This is a genomic window from Alteromonas sp. ABE4_545 (assembly GCF_056161325.1).
In genome coordinates this window covers 130,694-146,618 of the sequence record NZ_JBSWYY010000009.1, presented here as the reverse complement: position 1 = coordinate 146,618, position 15,925 = coordinate 130,694, and the positions used below count along the sequence as shown (strand labels likewise).

The window sequence follows — 15,925 nt, the reverse complement described above, 5'->3', positions numbered from 1 at the left end:
CCGATGATTGATGAAACAAAAAGTGGCGTTAACAACTATTCAGACTCACAAGTACCTGAACACAAAACGATAAAAGGTTGGCGCGTAGCCATCGTTATCATCAGCATTAATGTGGGCTTGTCGACATTTCTGAATGGTGCGCAAGTTGGCAGCGCACTCGGCTTAATCGACGCCCTTTGGTGTTCATTCTGGGCCGGCGTGATCCTGTGTATTATGGGTACGATCACTTCAATAGTCAGTGTTCGTTCACGCTTAAACACCTATGTACTGGTACAGTCTTCTTTCGGGTTAAAAGGCGCTGTGATTGTAAACATCATGCTGGCGATCGTGCATTTGGGGTGGTTTGGTGTAAATGCATCATTTTTCGGCAGTGCTTTGGTCGCCGCGATATCAGAGATGTATGACTGGGTTGGACCATTTGGCGTCATAGTGATGGTGGGCAGTATTTTCATGGCGATCACCACCATTTATGGCTTCGGCGCAATCAACAAACTCGCGGTGTGGGCGATCCCTATCATGATGGTGATTTTTATTACCGTGTTTGTGATGAGTTTACGCAAGTTTGGCATAGTAACAGAAGACGCCACGCCCGATGTGGCGATGACCTTCGGCATTGCACTTTCAACATTGGTAGGAAGTAATCTACTGACCGTAGTGGCCATGCCTGATATGTCGCGCTTTATCACCACTCACCGTCAGGCGGCATTTGGTATGTTTTTATCATTCCCCATTGCCATTCCTCTTCTTACCTTGCTTGCCGCTGTCCCTACTATGGCAGTTGATGACGTGAACATTATGAACATCATTCGTCAGTTTGGACTTGGCGTACCAGCGTTGTTAATTTTAATTTTGTCTACCTGGACCGCTAACTCGGTGAACCTTTACTCCTATAGCCTGAGCTTGGCCGCTACGTTTAAATCAGTAAAACCTTGGATTTTCACCTTAGTGGGCGCGTTGATTGGGGGCGCATTCGCGGTTATCGGAATTATCGATTCCTTCGTGCCATTTTTGCTGATCCTTGGTGTGATCATACCGCCCGTCGCGGCAATATACGTGATTGACTGTTTTATGGAGTTTAAACAAGGCTACGACCTATCCCGTTTGCAGTACGGGCCGTCTGTGCACTGGTTGAGTATTGCTACATGGATAGTTTCTTCGGCGGTCGCACTAGCATCAATGAACAACTGGTTTACGCTGACCACTGCCCCCGCCATTGACGCCACGTTAGTCGCCACAGTGTTGTACTTAATTGTTCGACCGTTTGGTCAACGCAAAGCCCATTAGCCCCATTTCTGTGCCCGTTGCCGTGAGTCGATTACCCATATTACTACAAAGTTACCCATCACAACGGTTGGACGGTGCACTGGGAGCAATATACTGGATGTAGCCGTATCGATTCGGCGTTTTTGAGAACAACTTAAACCTCAGTGTTTTATACAGTCATTGTTAAAAAAAACAATAACGTGTAGTGAGCGCTTACTTATAACAAGTATTATATTCAGGGAGATATTAGTGATGAAGGTCATTAATACGACACTTTCCAAAGCTGTAAAACTAGGCTGTTTATGCGCAGCAACTGGCGCGGCCATTGGTGTGGCGCATGCACAAGAAACCAACCAAACGGATAACAGCGACATAGAAAAAATCGAAGTGGTTGCCACTTCAGCTCGTGTAGCAACCAAAACCGACGCTGATCTTAACGATATTCCACAGTCCATCAGTATCGTAACTTCTGAGCAACTCCAAGAGATGGGTGCGGTAAACTTTCAAGACGTATTTCGCTATACCGCCGGTGTCAGCACCGAAGACAATGGCGTTGATGCGCGATACGACAGTTTTTCTTCCCGAGGTTTTTCAACCGTACAATATCTGGATGGCCTCAACCGTATGCCCGACTTTATCTACGGTGCCCGTATGGAAGTGTTCACTTTGGAACGCGCTGAAGTACTGCGAGGCCCATCAGCCGTACTCTATGGCGCAGGAAGTGCCGGTGGCTTGCTCAACGCAGTGAGTAAAACTCCCCGTTACGACTTTGGCGGTGAGGTTGGCGTACAAATTGGGTCAGATAATCGCAAACAGGTGATGGCCGATGTTACTGGCGCACTCGGTGATAACGTAGCCGGCCGATTTGTTGGCGTGGTTCGAGACGCAGAATTACAACCAGAAGACCAAGCTGACGACCGTATTGTTGCTATGCCTTCAGTTTCTTGGGCTATTGGAGAAAATACCGAACTAACCGTTTTGGGGCTATACCAAAAAGATGATATGGGCACGCACACCTACTACGGTGTCGACTTTACAGCCGAACGCCCACCGATTGATTTTTTCGCTGGTGACAAAGACTTCAACCACATGGATACCGAACACATTTCTGGTACCTTGATGTTGGATCATCATTTTAGTGATAACTTGTCATACTCCACCCGCACTCGGTATTTCACCCAAGACACTGACTACGCCGAAGTTTATGGTTTGCTGCCCGACGCAGAAAACATGGTTTATTCTCGCTCATACTATATTCTGGACGAACAATACGATGTGCTGAATTCAGATCACAACTTGAGCTACACCCTAGAAATGGGTGATGTTGTGCATCAGCTTTTATTCGGTATTGACTACACAGAGTTTAAACAGGAACGTGGCGAAGGCTGGGGAAGCGCTCCCGACCTAGACCGCAGCAATCCTGATTATCACGTAGATATTGATGCCCAAATACTCAACGCGTACAACACACGCAGTACCCAACTGGGCTATTACTTTCAGGATCAGATTAAATACGACGAGTGGTTATCACTTATTTTAGGTGTGCGTCGTGACAAATCGACCTCTGAGCTAAACGATGTAGCCGAAGAGCCTAATACCGCAACCACCGTGCGCGTTGGAGCTGTAGCCGATATTGGTTATGGATTCTCACCTTATATTGGCTATTCAGAATCTTATCAGCCCGTGTTCGGTGCCGACTTTTATGGTGTACCATTTGAGCCTCAAGAAGGTGAACAAACTGAGATTGGTATTAAATACCAACCCAATCAGGGTACGTTGATCACTGTGGCTTATTACGATGTTGAAGAAACCAATCGCCTAACCGCCGACCCAGAAGAAATTCAAAATACGCTTCAGGCTGGTTTAGTTAAATCAACAGGGTTTGAAATTGAAGCATCGACCTTTTTGTTTGACTCATTACGATTGAGCGCGTCATACAGTCATACCGACTCAGAAGTGCATGACAACCCTGGTGAGCCAACATTACGCCCGGGTAATGTACCTGAAGATTTAGCTTCAATTTGGCTGATGAATCACTTTATTAACGAGTCAGATTTTGCTCTGAATGCCGGTTTTGGTGTGCGCTATGTCGGCGATAAAACCGATACACAAAACAGTTTTATCACGCCGTCTGTCACTCAAGTCGATATGTCTGCCAATTTAATTTATCAGCAATGGAGTGCACGATTTAACGTGACTAACCTATTCAACAAAGAATATTACGCCACGTGCTCTGATTCTTGGGGTTTAGGCACCACCGGTTTTTGTTCACCGGGAATGGACCGCCGCATCATGCTAACGGTTAGCCGTCAGTTTTAATCACTATGCCAGCTGAACTCGACGTTCAGCTGGCATAGCCGTATGAAGGAGTTATTTTGTGAATGTATTTAGGCCTTTTCGCCACGTAGTTAAATCGACACTCATGCTGTGTCTAATCGCAAGTACACTGAGCGGTTGTGAAAGTAAACAAGCCCCATTACAACAGGCCGATACGGTATTTTACAATGGTAAAATATACACCGTAGATCAAGCCGTTCCCGAAGCTCAGGCCATAGCGATCAGACAAGGGAAAATTATTGGTGTTGGTGCGAGTCAAGCCATGCTCGCAATGGCAGGTGAACAAACACAACTAGTAGATCTTCAGGGCAAACGTGTATTACCTAGTTTTGGCGATGCCCATGTTCACCCTGTTTACGGCGGCCTCGCTCACGCTCGTTGTGCGATGCACGACGGAGAAAGTGTCGAAGATTACATTCGCATTGCACGCCTTTGTGTGGAACAAACTGAGCCAGACCGTTGGGTGTATGGTGTAGGCTGGATGCCGGGCCTTTTCCCTCCCGATGGTATTCCACGAAAAGAACTGCTAGACGCCATCTCTACAGAAAGACCTATCGTCTTTCGTTCAACCGGAGGCCACAGCCTGTGGGTAAACTCTAAAGCACTTAAAATGGCAGGTATTACAAAAGATACACCTGATCCGTACAACGGCCGAATTGATCGCGATCCGGTAACAGGTGAACTCCTCGGTGGACTGCAGGAAAGTGCAATGGCATTAGTCAGCCAATACTTATCTCCGCCCACCCAACAAGATTTAGCCAATGCGATTGAATATGCCGTTAACCATTTCAATACGCTGGGCATTACCAATATTCTCGACGCTGGTGTTGAGGTTAATGCTTCTGGAGTCAGCCCAATTATCAATGCGTATCGCCAACTTCAAGACGCGAACAAACTGCACACTAATGCCGAAGTTGCCGTGAAGTGGAATAACGATGTAGGCCTTGAACAAATTCCTCAGTTAATGGCCGCAGCCGAACAAGTGCAAGGTGATTACATTGACAATCACACGCTTAAAATTTGGATTGACGGCGTTATCGCCCAAGGCACTGCCGCAATGCTTGTTCCTTATGCTGACGCGCCAGAAATTCGCGGCGAGCCGACTATGAGCGCTGAACAATTAAATACCGTTGTGGCGCGATTTGATAAAGCGGGCTATCAAGTCATGATTCACGCCATTGGTGATCGCGCTATTCGAATGTCGCTCGATGCATTTGCTTATGCCAAAGCGCAAAATGGCACAACAGCCAACCACCACCAAATCACCCACACTGAATTTATCACCGCGCCCGACATTCAACGATTTGCGGAATTAGGCGTGATGGCTAACTTTCAACCGCTGTGGTCGACAATGGACCCCTACATGAAACTCACAGCAAACCGTGTGGGGCCTGAACGAATGAAATCGGTTTACCCCGCTCACAGTGTATTAGCCGCAGGTGGCGATATGGTGTATGGCTCAGATTGGTCGGTCGCATCTGCTAACCCACTTTGGGGAATTGAGGTTGCACTCACACGACGTACGCCGGGCCAGCCTGATGCTGAACCGCTAATTCCAGCCGAAGCCGTTACGCTAGAACAAGCGATTGAGGCCTATACCCTGAAAGTGGCTTATGTTAACCACAATGATGATCGCACTGGCTCTATTACGGTAGGAAAAGACGCCGATCTCGTGGTATTAGACCAAGATATCTTTGCGGTTCCTGTGTACCAAATTGCAAAAACAAAGGTGTTACTCACCCTGTTTCGCGGCGAAGCGGTTCACGGTAGTGTTAAAACGTTATAAATTGGTCAGCAATAAATGCGCTTATTTATGAAGGTTTTGACTTTACATGGCAACGAAAGACGCCAACAACGAGACACTTTTATCCATGTATGAGGTGGTCGCAACCAAACTGTCGCCGCAATATCGCAAGGGGTACATTAACCGCTGCGGGCTGCTGCACAAAACCCAGACCTTACTCAAACGTCGGTTAACACTGGTGCACGCTGCTCCGGGATATGGCAAAAGTAGTTTGCTTGGTCAATGGCTGCGCCAACTACGAGAAGCGGGGGTTTGCACAGCATGGTTGACCTTGGAAGAAGAGGAAGCGGCCGTGTCGGCTTTTCTAGTGCATGTGATCAGTGCATGTATTAAAGCCGGTTACCTCGAACAAAACGTATTAACCAATATCGGCAGAGTGGATGAGAAAGTTTCCCTTAAAGTCCTCACCACCCTGTTTATTAATGCGCTGACAAGCCAAACAAAGCCCTTGGTGATATTTATCGACGAATATAACCGAGTGCAATCTGATGATATGGATCGCTTTGTTCGCATGCTGATCCGCCATATTCCTCAACACGTTCACATGGTAGTTGCGTCACGCTGGCGGCCACAACTCGATGTTGAGAACCTACGCGCCCACGACGATTTATTGGAAATCACCGCCAATGACCTGCGCTTTAGCGTAGACGAAGCCGTGAGCTTATTGGATAAATCAGTAACTCAGGAGTACATGGAGCAAATTGTTAACTTCCATAAGTACACTGAAGGCTGGCCCATGGCGCTGCAAATGCTTAGACTGTGGCTAAACGGCAGCCATCGCCGTGTCGACCTCATTGCTGATTTCAGCCGAAAAACCACCGACATGGCACGGTACTTAAGTGAGCAAGTGCTGTTCGATCTCCCCCCAGAAGAACAAGATTTCTTGCTTCAAACGGCAATATTAGACCGAGTGAACGGTGAAATTGCTCAAGTAGTTACAGGCCGTAACGACAGTTGGCTTTTGTTAGAAAAACTCTACGAACGCAACCTGTTTTTATCGCCGTTGGAAAATGACCGCCAATGGTTCACCTATCACGCTGTGTTTTTAGAATACTTGCGCGATTCACTCTCTAAACACCAGCCCGATCAAGTGGAAATTCTTCATCGCAAAGCTGCCGATTGGTTAGCAGCACAAGGCGATATACGTCGCGCGGTGTATCACGCTCGTCATGCCAACGACGCAACATTGGTTGCCAGTATTCTCGATAGAGCCGGTGGTTGGCGGTTGGTGATGGATGGCAGAATGAACCTGATTAACCGTGAACTAAACGAGCTACCCACTGACATTCTCGCCACCTTTCCAACGCTGCAATTAGCAGAAGTTCTATTATTGATAAAACAGGGGCATATTGACGACGCCTATCGCGTGTTTCAACAATTGGACATAAAAGATACATCTCATTGGGGGCCAGCCGAGCTTATCGATTACCAGGTGATAGAGAATACCTTGTCAGATTACGCTGATGACAAAGTTACGCTGGAAGAAATAGAACAAATTCACCATCTCAAAGCACAATTCCCTCGTCAGGATCATTTGCTACAAGCCTTGTTGTCAGACTCATTAGCATCAAAATGTTATGGCTTACGGCTCTACCGTCAAACCCATGAAGCCTGTGCAGATGCGGCCAGTCATTATCGTGTTTTACATTCTTTGTATGGTGAAATGTTCATTCGTTTTAAACAGTTACAAGTTTGTGTTGCACAAGGTCGGCTCGACGAAGCACGTACCATCGCCGAGCAAAATCATCGTGAAATTGCAATTCGCCTTGGTGAAAACACCGACTTAGCCGCTCACAACACTATTTTTCATGCTGAGTTATTATTAGAGCAAGGGCAAATAGAGGCCGCAGGAGAGCAACTCGATAACGCCTTATCCCTTATCGAACAAGCCGATGGCTGGTTTGAACTGTATGCCAGCGCTTATGAAATCGCCGCCACATTAGCGTGGCATCATGGTGGCATTGATGAGGTGATGTCTGTTGTACAGCGAGCACGTGTGGTTGCAAAATCTCGCCACCTGCAACGTTTAGAAATTCTCGCTGATTGTGAGTCGGTGTTTTATCTGTGCATGGATGGCCAACTCAGTGAAGCACAACCCATCGTGGCTAAACTGGAAAGTATTTTGGCCCAAGCGCAGCAGCCATTTCATTTTATGCTCGGTACTATAGCTATCTGTGTTGCTTTGTACCAATTGTCGAGTAATCAAAATACGCAAGTCCTTCCGTTGCTAACGCCACATCAAAAGGCGGCAGAACAAGCGGGAGACTTACGGCAACTTATTGCTCTCGACTGCCTTATTGCTGTTGCACATCACAATAATAAATCATCAGAAGAGGCAGCCAAGCAACTCGATGAAGCTGTGCAAATAGGGTTATTTAAGGGCTTTCATCATACCTATGTAAAGTATGCACATTGGTTATTGCCCTTGGTTAACACGGTGGTTAAAGCTGACAACTTGTTACCCACCGACAAATACCGCAATAGCTTTCTAGTGGACCTAAAACGGGCCATGACAGCTTGGGAAAAAACACGTCTTCGCGACGAACAAGCCCTAACACAGGCAGAAATTGAAGTATTAAAAGAGCTCATTAAGGGCTACTCAAACAAAAAGATCGCACTGCAATTGGGTATATCACCTAATACTGTGAAATACCGGCTAAAAGGCATTTTTGCCAAATTCGGTGTCGCCAAGCGCAACGACTTGGTACAGATTGTTCGCGAACAAGGCATGGTTGAGTAGAGAATTCCGTTGTTAGCGTTAAGGCCAAACCACCACGATGTTGTTACCTACATTAAGTCAAATTAGCATCTACCCTATAAAATCAATTACGGGGAATGCGTTAACGCAGAGTATGGTGGAGCCTTCCGGCTTACGTTACGACCGCCGTTTTGTGTTGAGCGATCAACACGGGCAGTTTATCACTGCGCGTTCTGAGCCTAAACTCGCTCTTATTCACTCGGTGATTGACGAACAAGGCTTACGATTACACGCCCCCGGCATGCCTGAAATTCGCTTGTCTTACGCCCAGTTTTCAGCTCATTATCAGGGCGTCACTGTATGGCAAGACAATGTATCAGCGCAGCATTGCCATCGTGATTATGACGCTTGGTTTAGTGAGTTTTTAGGCCAACCCTGTCAGCTACTGTTTTTTGGCGAGCAGAGTCAACGCCATGCTTACGGTACCGATGCGCCTGTGTCTTTCGCAGATGGCTACCCATTATTACTCATCTCTCAAGGCTCACTGGATGCGCTAAACGCTCGTCTTCCTGTGCCTATGCGTATGTCGCGTTTTCGCCCGAATCTGGTTGTCGATCACACCCTCCCCTTTGCTGAAGATGGGTGGCAACAGATCCGCATTGGCGATGTAGACTTTGAAGTGCATTCTGGATGCGCACGCTGCGTAATGACAACTCTATCACCAGGTTCAGCTGAGCCTCACCCATTGCGTGAACCCTTGGCAACCTTGCAACAGTTTCGCCGTCAGGAAAACGGCGACGTTATGTTTGGTCAAAACCTGATTGCACTCAATCAAGGTCATATTCGGCTCGGCGACAAAGTAGAGGTACTTTCAACAAACACCGCGCCTTATTACCCTGACAACACTCAACCGCGCGAACCGGCATTACTACAAGCCCCAGAAGAAACGGGCTTCACGCTACTTTGTACCTCGGTAATTGAAGAAACCCAAGACGTGAAAACGTTTGAATTTACGCGGTATGACGGCATGCCCGTGCACTATACTGCTGGGCAACATATTGCTATCACGGTGTACGTAAACGGCGAGCCGATACGTCGCCGTTATACTTTATCATCAAGCCCTACCCAGCCCGAAAAAGTAAGCATCACCGTTAAACGGGTTGAAAACGGTCTCGTATCAAATTACCTGCACGACGTATTTACTGCTGGGCATATCTTGCACGTACGCAATATAAGTGGGCACTTCACACTACAAGCAGCAACCGATGTATCACGGGTTTTACTTATTTCTGCGGGTAGCGGCATAACACCTGTTTTATCTATGCTGAAAACCATGGTTGCCGACTCGCTAAACAACGACATTGTGTATCTACACAGTGCTCGTACACAAAGCGACATTGTCGCCAAGCAAGCCGTTGAGCATCTTGCCAAACAACACGGACGGTGTCAGGTAATCTACACCTTAACTCGTGACAGTCAGCCACCAAAGCCAATGTTGCAAGGCCATATAAGCCAAGAAACACTAGCCTCAATTCCCGATTTATTGCAGCGACAGGTTTTTTTATGCGGCCCGAACGGGTTCAAGCAACACTGTGAAGAGCTGCTGATAGAGATGGGGCTGCCCCCCGAGCAGTTTCATTTTGAAAGTTTTGGCGGCGCTGATGCGACCAACCTCGTCAATAACGTGGAAGAAAAAGCCATTACCATTCGCTTTGCAAATAGCGATACAGTGATTAACGCCAACAATAAAGCCAGTATTCTCACTCAATGTGAACGAGCCGGAGAAGCACTCCCCTCTGATTGTAGGGCGGGTATTTGCGGCGAGTGTAAAGTTAAACTGGTATCCGGTGAAGTCACACAATTGCCTGATATGGGCGGGTTATCTGCCGTTGAAAAAGCCGCTAACTACATTCTAACATGCAGTTGCATTCCTCAATCTGATTTGTGCTTAGCCAAGGACGAATGATGGAAAAACTCGATGCTTTCGATATCAGCATATTGCGGCAGTTGCAACGCGATGCCAGCCAAACCGCCGCGGCTATAGGTGAAGATATAGGCTTATCGACTTCACAATGTCACAGGCGCATCAAGCGCCTAGAAAGCCTAGGCTATATTCAACGATACTGTGCCCAATTATCACCAGAAAAATTCAACTTAACGCTTAACGCTATCGTCATGGTCACCGTGCATCGCGATACGCCAGAAGCGAAGCGAGCCTTTCAACGCTTTGTGCAAGACAACGACAACGTATTGGAGTGTTGGACTGTGGTCGGTGAAAAGTATGCCATGCTGCGCGTACTCGCCAAAGACATGGCTGCGTTTTCCCACTTTATCAGTGAGGAATTAATGGCAATCAAGCACATTGCATCATCAGAAAGCATTTTGATGATGGAAAACCTCAAAAGCTCGACACTGTTACCCATACCCTAAGCCGAAGCCGGCTGACAAACACGAGAACAATATGAAAAATAATGCCGACCCGACACGCCAATACCGCATGCCATTTCTATGCTTGAGCTTACTTTTTTTGAGCGCGATGAGTGTTTTCGCCAAGGCTGAAGAAGTGCAGTCATTCGACATCGACTCAGAGGTGATGCAAGAAAAACGCGCCATTTCTGTATTTATTCCCAAAGCATGTAAAGGTGAATCTGGCAATACTGCATGCCCCGTGGCTTACTTACTCGATGCTGATTGGTATATGAATTACCTCGTCACCCTCAGTAAAGAAATGTCGAGCCGAAATCAAATCCCACCTTTAATTGTTGTGGGCATACACACGCAAGCAAAGCGTATGTCAGACCTCACGCCAAGCAATGCATTAACAGACTGGACCGGCAAACAGCGCGCCTCCTTTTCTTCAAGTGGTAACGGCAACAACTTATTGTCTTTTATCGACAGCGAACTTATCCCTTATATCGATAATACCTATCGCCCGCTGCCTTTTCGCGTGTTTGTGGGTCACTCCCTTGCGGGGTTAATGGTGATACAGAGCATGATGACGCAACCCGATGTATTTCAGGGCTACATGGCTATTGACCCCAGCCTTTGGTGGGACGAAAAAACAACGCTTAAGCAATATGAACAGAGCCTGATACACCAAAACGTAGCTCTGAATGGCCGTTTGTATTTGGGGTCGGCCGACCACACGGCATTGGGCAACGATGGGCTGATTGTGATGAATACTACCGCTAAGCGCTTCGCCTCGGCTTTAAAACTCAGTGCTACCGAGCATTTTACGTATCGCTTTGACACCATTGCCGATGAATCGCACATGACCATTCCGCTACCCACTTTTTACCTAGGCCTGAAGTATCTCTTTGCTAACTACAGTCAGGTTCCCTTAAACCTTGTATTTGCAGGGCCAACGGCGGTTGAAAACTACTATCGTACGCTGTGGCAAACATGGGGCATTGCATTGCCCGTTCCCAAGGGGAAATTCGCGGCATTAGGCTGGATGTTATATGAAAGCGGTGAACTATCGCAGGCGGCCTTGTACGCCAACCATGCACTAGAAGTATCCGACGGTAAAAGTGCGTCAGCTAAGTTACTGCTGAGTGAAATTACGCAATCGGAACAGAACCAAGAAACTCAACCTCGCCAAACAAAGTGAACATAATGAAAGACCTGAGAAAAAGCATTCTACCCACATTACTGCTCTCGTTGATCAGTGCCTTTGCCAACGCCAATCAGTATGTCAGTAAAGATGAACTATCGGCAGTCAACGATGAAGTCATCACCTTGCGTCGACATTTTCATCAATACCCAGAACTCTCAAACAGAGAGTATAAAACCGCTGAATACATTGCCAGCTATCTTCGTGACTTGGGCATTGAAGTCACAACTGGCGTCGCTCACAACGGTGTAGTGGGTATACTCAAAGGGCGAGCACCCGGTCCAGTGGTGGCATTACGCGCAGATATGGACGCATTACCCGTCACAGAAAAAACCGGCTTACCTTACGCATCCAAACAAACCACCACACTGTTCAATGGAACAGAAGTCGGGGTAATGCACGCCTGTGGTCACGATGCTCATATGGCAATTCTTTTGGGTGTTGCCAAAATACTCAGTGAAAAAACAGATAGTTTTTCTGGCGCGATTAAGTTTATCTTTCAACCAGCTGAAGAGGGCCTTCCTCCTGGTGAAGACGGTGGCGCTCGCATGATGGTAAAAGAGGGTGTGTTTGATAAACCATATGCCCCCGATGCCATCTTTGGCCTCCATGTCTGGCCATTTCCACCGGGTAAAGTGTACTACCGCAGTGGTGGCACTATGGCCGCAGTTGATACTTTTTACCTTGATGTAAAAGGCGTACAAACTCATGGCTCTGCCCCTTGGGGTGGGGTTGACCCTATCTATGCTGCGGCTCAAATCGCCACGGCGATCCAAGGAATTCCAAGCCGACGTTTGGATATCACCAAATCGCCTTCAGTGATCACCGTAGGGACGATTCAAGGTGGGGTAAGACCCAACATCATCTCTGACAAAGTATCGATGACGGGCACCATTCGCACATTCGACACAGAAGTAAGGCAGTCCTTGCTAGAAAAACTGCGCGAAACCGTCACTCTTACAGCAGCAAGTAGCGGCGCAGAAGCCGAACTTAACGTGGTATCAGCCACCCCTGTTACCTTTAATGCACCGAGTTTGGTTAACACCATGCTACCAATATTAACCACTGAACTGGGTGAAGATAAATTAGAAACCGCACCGATTATTATGGCGGGAGAAGACTTTTCTTATTATCAACAAGAAATTCCGGGGTTCTTCGTGATGCTAGGAACAGGCGCAGACAACCAGCCTCTCTATGCCAATGCACCTAATCATAGCCCTGAATTTTTAGTGAATGAAAAGGCCTTAATCACAGGCGTTGAAGCACTGTCTACCTTGGCACTTGGCTTTTTGGAAAATAACGCTAAATAAAAAAAAGCCCACAACGTTGTGGGCTAACTTAGCAATATAAGCGTGAGAAACTATCCCAACACCTTTTGAATAGCCACCGCAATGGCAGCGACAACTTGGTCAATCTCATCCCGGCTAATGCACAATGGCGGCGACAATGCCAACGTGGAAACAGAAGGTAACGCACGCACAATCACACCTAGCTTATGGGCTTCCGCAGCAACCTTCGCGGCAATTTTTTCACTTGGGTCATAAAATTGCCGTGTTGCTTTGTCTGCCACTAGTTGAATTCCAGCTAACAAACCTACCCCTCTGACTTCTCCTACATGAGGGTGGTCGCCCACTATTCCCTGTAATTGCTGAAGAAGATAAGCCCCAGCATCTGCGCTTTTACCAATAAGACCTTGGGAATTGAGAATAGACAGATTCTTTAATCCAACTGCCGCGCCAACAGGGTGCCCAGAGTAGGTATAGCCATGGGCCAGCCCCCCCGTTTGCTCGCTATGTAATCTTAGTTCCTGCCATATTTTGTCAGAAATAAAGGCGGCAGAAAGCGGAAAATAGCCGCTGGTGATACCTTTTGCCGTCGCCATCATGTCGGGGTTCAAGCCATAATATTCGCTGGCAAACCAATGCCCAGTTCGACCGAAACCACACACAACTTCATCGACAATAAACAAAATATCGTGTTTTTTAAGGCACGCTTGCAGCAAATCAAAATAGCCTTCTGGCGGGGTAATCACGCCTCCCGCTCCCATAATGGGTTCAGCGATAAAAGCGCCGATATTGTCTGCACCTTCACGCAAAATTAGTGCATCTAACTCTGCAACTAATCGTTCACTGTACGCGCGTTCTGTTTCACCCGGTAAACCGTCGCGATAGTAAAACGCAGGACTCGTGTGAAGCACAAAGTCTTGCGGCAACGGAAAATGCCGATGAAAGCTGGCTAACCCAGTTAATGACGCGGTCGCGACCGATGTGCCGTGATACGCTTGCCGACGGCTGATCACTTTTGTTTTAGTTGGTTTCCCTCGAAGGGTTTGATAATGCCACATCAACTTGAGCAAGGTGTCGTTGGCATCAGATCCTGAACACCCAAAAAACACTTTGCCCAACGACTCTGGAGCGTGAATTAACAACTGCTGAGCAAGCTTAATTTGCGCTTCATTGCTCGCCCCACCAAAGGTGTGAAAATACGCCAATTGCTCACTGGCCGCCGCCATCTCTTTGGCGAGTTCAGGATGACCATATCCAACATTCACACACCACAAACCACCTACTGCATCAATGTACTGATTACCACTGGCATCGGTTACCGTCACGCCTTTGCCACTGTGCATAATGCGTGTCCCGTGCTGCTCGATCTGACTAATTGACGATGCGGGATGCAAAATGGTGTTGGCGTCAATCTGCTGCATTAACGTTTGGCTACTGGGATAAACATTATTCATGAGAATTTCCTGCTTTTTCGGCGCAAAAGAACGGGCTAATGGCTGTCGTTGTCGCCATGTTTTCAAGTTGTAACGAGGCGACCGGATAGCTGCAGTAATCTGCCGCGTAATACGCACTGGGTCGATGATTGCCACTGCGCCCCACTCCGCCAAATGGCATCGCGCTACTCGCACCAGTGAGTGGTGTATTCCAGTTCACAATGCCTGCGCGTATCCGTGCTTTAAAATAATCAAATTGCGCCAATGTGCCGCCGAGTAATCCGGCAGAAAGGCCAAACCTTGTTTGGTTTGCTAACGCAATTGCTTGATCAAAACTCTGATAGCGCACGATTTGTAACAAGGGGCCAAACACCTCCTCATCATAGCGGGCAGACATTGCGGTAACGTCAATAATTCCCGGGCTTACAAATGCCTTCCCTAATGGTAATTGACGGCAAGGAAGCAAGGAAATCGCGCCCGCATCGATGAGCGTTGCTTGCTGACTCAATAAATGAGACGCCGCTTCCGCACTGATCATTGCCGCCATAAAAGGGCTGGGCAAATCCAGTGGAGCTGAAATGGGAATGGTTTGCGCTTTGGCAACAAGGCGTGTCACAAATGCATCGCCTTGTGCGCCTTCAGGAACCAATAAACGCCGTGCGCAAGTACAACGTTGGCCACTACTGATAAAGGCCGATTCCAGCACAATATCCAGCGCCGTTTCAGTATCGGCTAGGTCGCCGATCACCAACGGGTTGTTACCGCCCAACTCTAAGGCTAACATCACTTCTGGCCGCCCTGCAAATTGGCGATGCAAAGCGAGCCCTGTGGCCTCGCTACCGGTAAATAAAACGCCGTCAATCCCATTCGCGGCCGCCAGTGCTTGCCCTGTCGACTTTGCTCCTTGAACAAGATTGAGTACACCGGCGGGTAACCCCGCCTCATGCCAACAGCGCACCATAAACTCACCGCACGCGGGCGTGAGTTCGCTGGGTTTAAAAACAACAGTATTACCCGCCAGCAAAGCGGGAATAATGTGGCCATTAGGCAAGTGACAAGGGAAATTGTACGGACCAAAAACAGCCATAACACCGTGCGGTGCGTGATCAAGCACGGTATTCGCGTGGCGTTGATGCCCGCTACGCGCGTGGTAAGCCTGCTGCGATATGGATAACTTCGCAATGACAGACTGCACTTCTTTTTCTGACTCCCAAAGTGGCTTACCCGCCTCCTGACTGATCAACAATGCAAGTTCATCGCGCTGCTGTGCAACCAGTTCTACAAAGCGTTCAATAAAAGCACTTCGTTGTTTGAATGTAAGCTGACGCCAATCTGACAAGGCCGCATTCGCCGCATCGACAGCCTGCTGCACATTGTCGTTACTCGAAGCTCGCCCTTGCCACATGACCTCGTGATTCGATGGGTTCAGTGAGGCGATAAGTTCACCGCCAGCCGCTCGCCATTCTCCGTTAACATAATTAGTCGTCATGC

10 protein-coding genes are annotated in these 15,925 nt (G+C 47.9%); 8 read left to right on the top strand and 2 right to left on the bottom strand.

The genetic code is table 11. The features are described 5' to 3' along the window. Nucleotides 1-3 precede the first annotated feature (3 nt). From ACXAH6_RS10890 to ACXAH6_RS10855, 8 genes are all read left to right on the top strand, one after another. Complete coding sequence (locus ACXAH6_RS10890; RefSeq protein WP_474876746.1) at nucleotides 4-1,284, top strand: cytosine permease; 1,281 nt, start codon at nucleotides 4-6, stop codon at nucleotides 1,282-1,284. A gap of 231 nt (nucleotides 1,285-1,515) precedes the next feature. Continuing rightward, nucleotides 1,516-3,582, top strand: a complete 2,067-nt coding sequence (locus ACXAH6_RS10885) for a TonB-dependent siderophore receptor (RefSeq protein WP_474876773.1) — start codon at nucleotides 1,516-1,518, stop codon at nucleotides 3,580-3,582. A gap of 58 nt (nucleotides 3,583-3,640) precedes the next feature. After that, a complete protein-coding gene (locus ACXAH6_RS10880) occupies nucleotides 3,641-5,386 on the top strand; it encodes an amidohydrolase (RefSeq protein WP_474876744.1) in 1,746 nt (581 codons plus the stop codon). Nucleotides 5,387-5,432: 46 nt separating this feature from the next. Continuing rightward, nucleotides 5,433-8,144, top strand: coding sequence for a winged helix-turn-helix domain-containing protein (locus ACXAH6_RS10875; RefSeq protein WP_474876742.1), 2,712 nt, complete (start codon nucleotides 5,433-5,435; stop codon nucleotides 8,142-8,144). A gap of 37 nt (nucleotides 8,145-8,181) precedes the next feature. Beyond that, on the top strand, nucleotides 8,182-10,068 hold the full coding sequence (locus ACXAH6_RS10870; RefSeq protein ID WP_474876740.1) for an MOSC N-terminal beta barrel domain-containing protein: 1,887 nt from the start codon (nucleotides 8,182-8,184) through the stop codon (nucleotides 10,066-10,068). Continuing rightward, a complete protein-coding gene (locus tag ACXAH6_RS10865) occupies nucleotides 10,065-10,532 on the top strand; it encodes an Lrp/AsnC family transcriptional regulator (RefSeq protein WP_474876738.1) in 468 nt (155 codons plus the stop codon). Before ACXAH6_RS10870 ends, ACXAH6_RS10865 begins: the two co-directional genes overlap by 4 nt. A 31-nt stretch (nucleotides 10,533-10,563) precedes the next feature. Continuing rightward, the gene (locus ACXAH6_RS10860) at nucleotides 10,564-11,712 is read left to right on the top strand and encodes an alpha/beta hydrolase (RefSeq protein WP_474876737.1); all 1,149 of its coding nucleotides are present in this window, start codon (nucleotides 10,564-10,566) and stop codon (nucleotides 11,710-11,712) included. 5 nt (nucleotides 11,713-11,717) lie between these two features. Further along, nucleotides 11,718-13,025, top strand: a complete 1,308-nt coding sequence (locus ACXAH6_RS10855) for an amidohydrolase (protein WP_474876735.1) — start codon at nucleotides 11,718-11,720, stop codon at nucleotides 13,023-13,025. Nucleotides 13,026-13,075: 50 nt separating this feature from the next. Here ACXAH6_RS10855 and ACXAH6_RS10850 read toward each other — a convergent pair whose 3' ends face one another. Both ACXAH6_RS10850 and astD read right to left on the bottom strand, forming a co-directional pair. Next, nucleotides 13,076-14,455 carry an aminotransferase family protein gene (locus ACXAH6_RS10850; protein ID WP_474876733.1) on the bottom strand — a complete coding sequence of 460 codons (1,380 nt, stop codon included), beginning with the start codon at nucleotides 14,453-14,455 and terminating at the stop codon, nucleotides 13,076-13,078. Further along, the gene (gene astD, locus ACXAH6_RS10845; protein ID WP_474876732.1) at nucleotides 14,448-15,923 is read right to left on the bottom strand and encodes a succinylglutamate-semialdehyde dehydrogenase; all 1,476 of its coding nucleotides are present in this window, start codon (nucleotides 15,921-15,923) and stop codon (nucleotides 14,448-14,450) included. Before astD ends, ACXAH6_RS10850 begins: the two co-directional genes overlap by 8 nt. Nucleotides 15,924-15,925 lie beyond the last annotated feature (2 nt).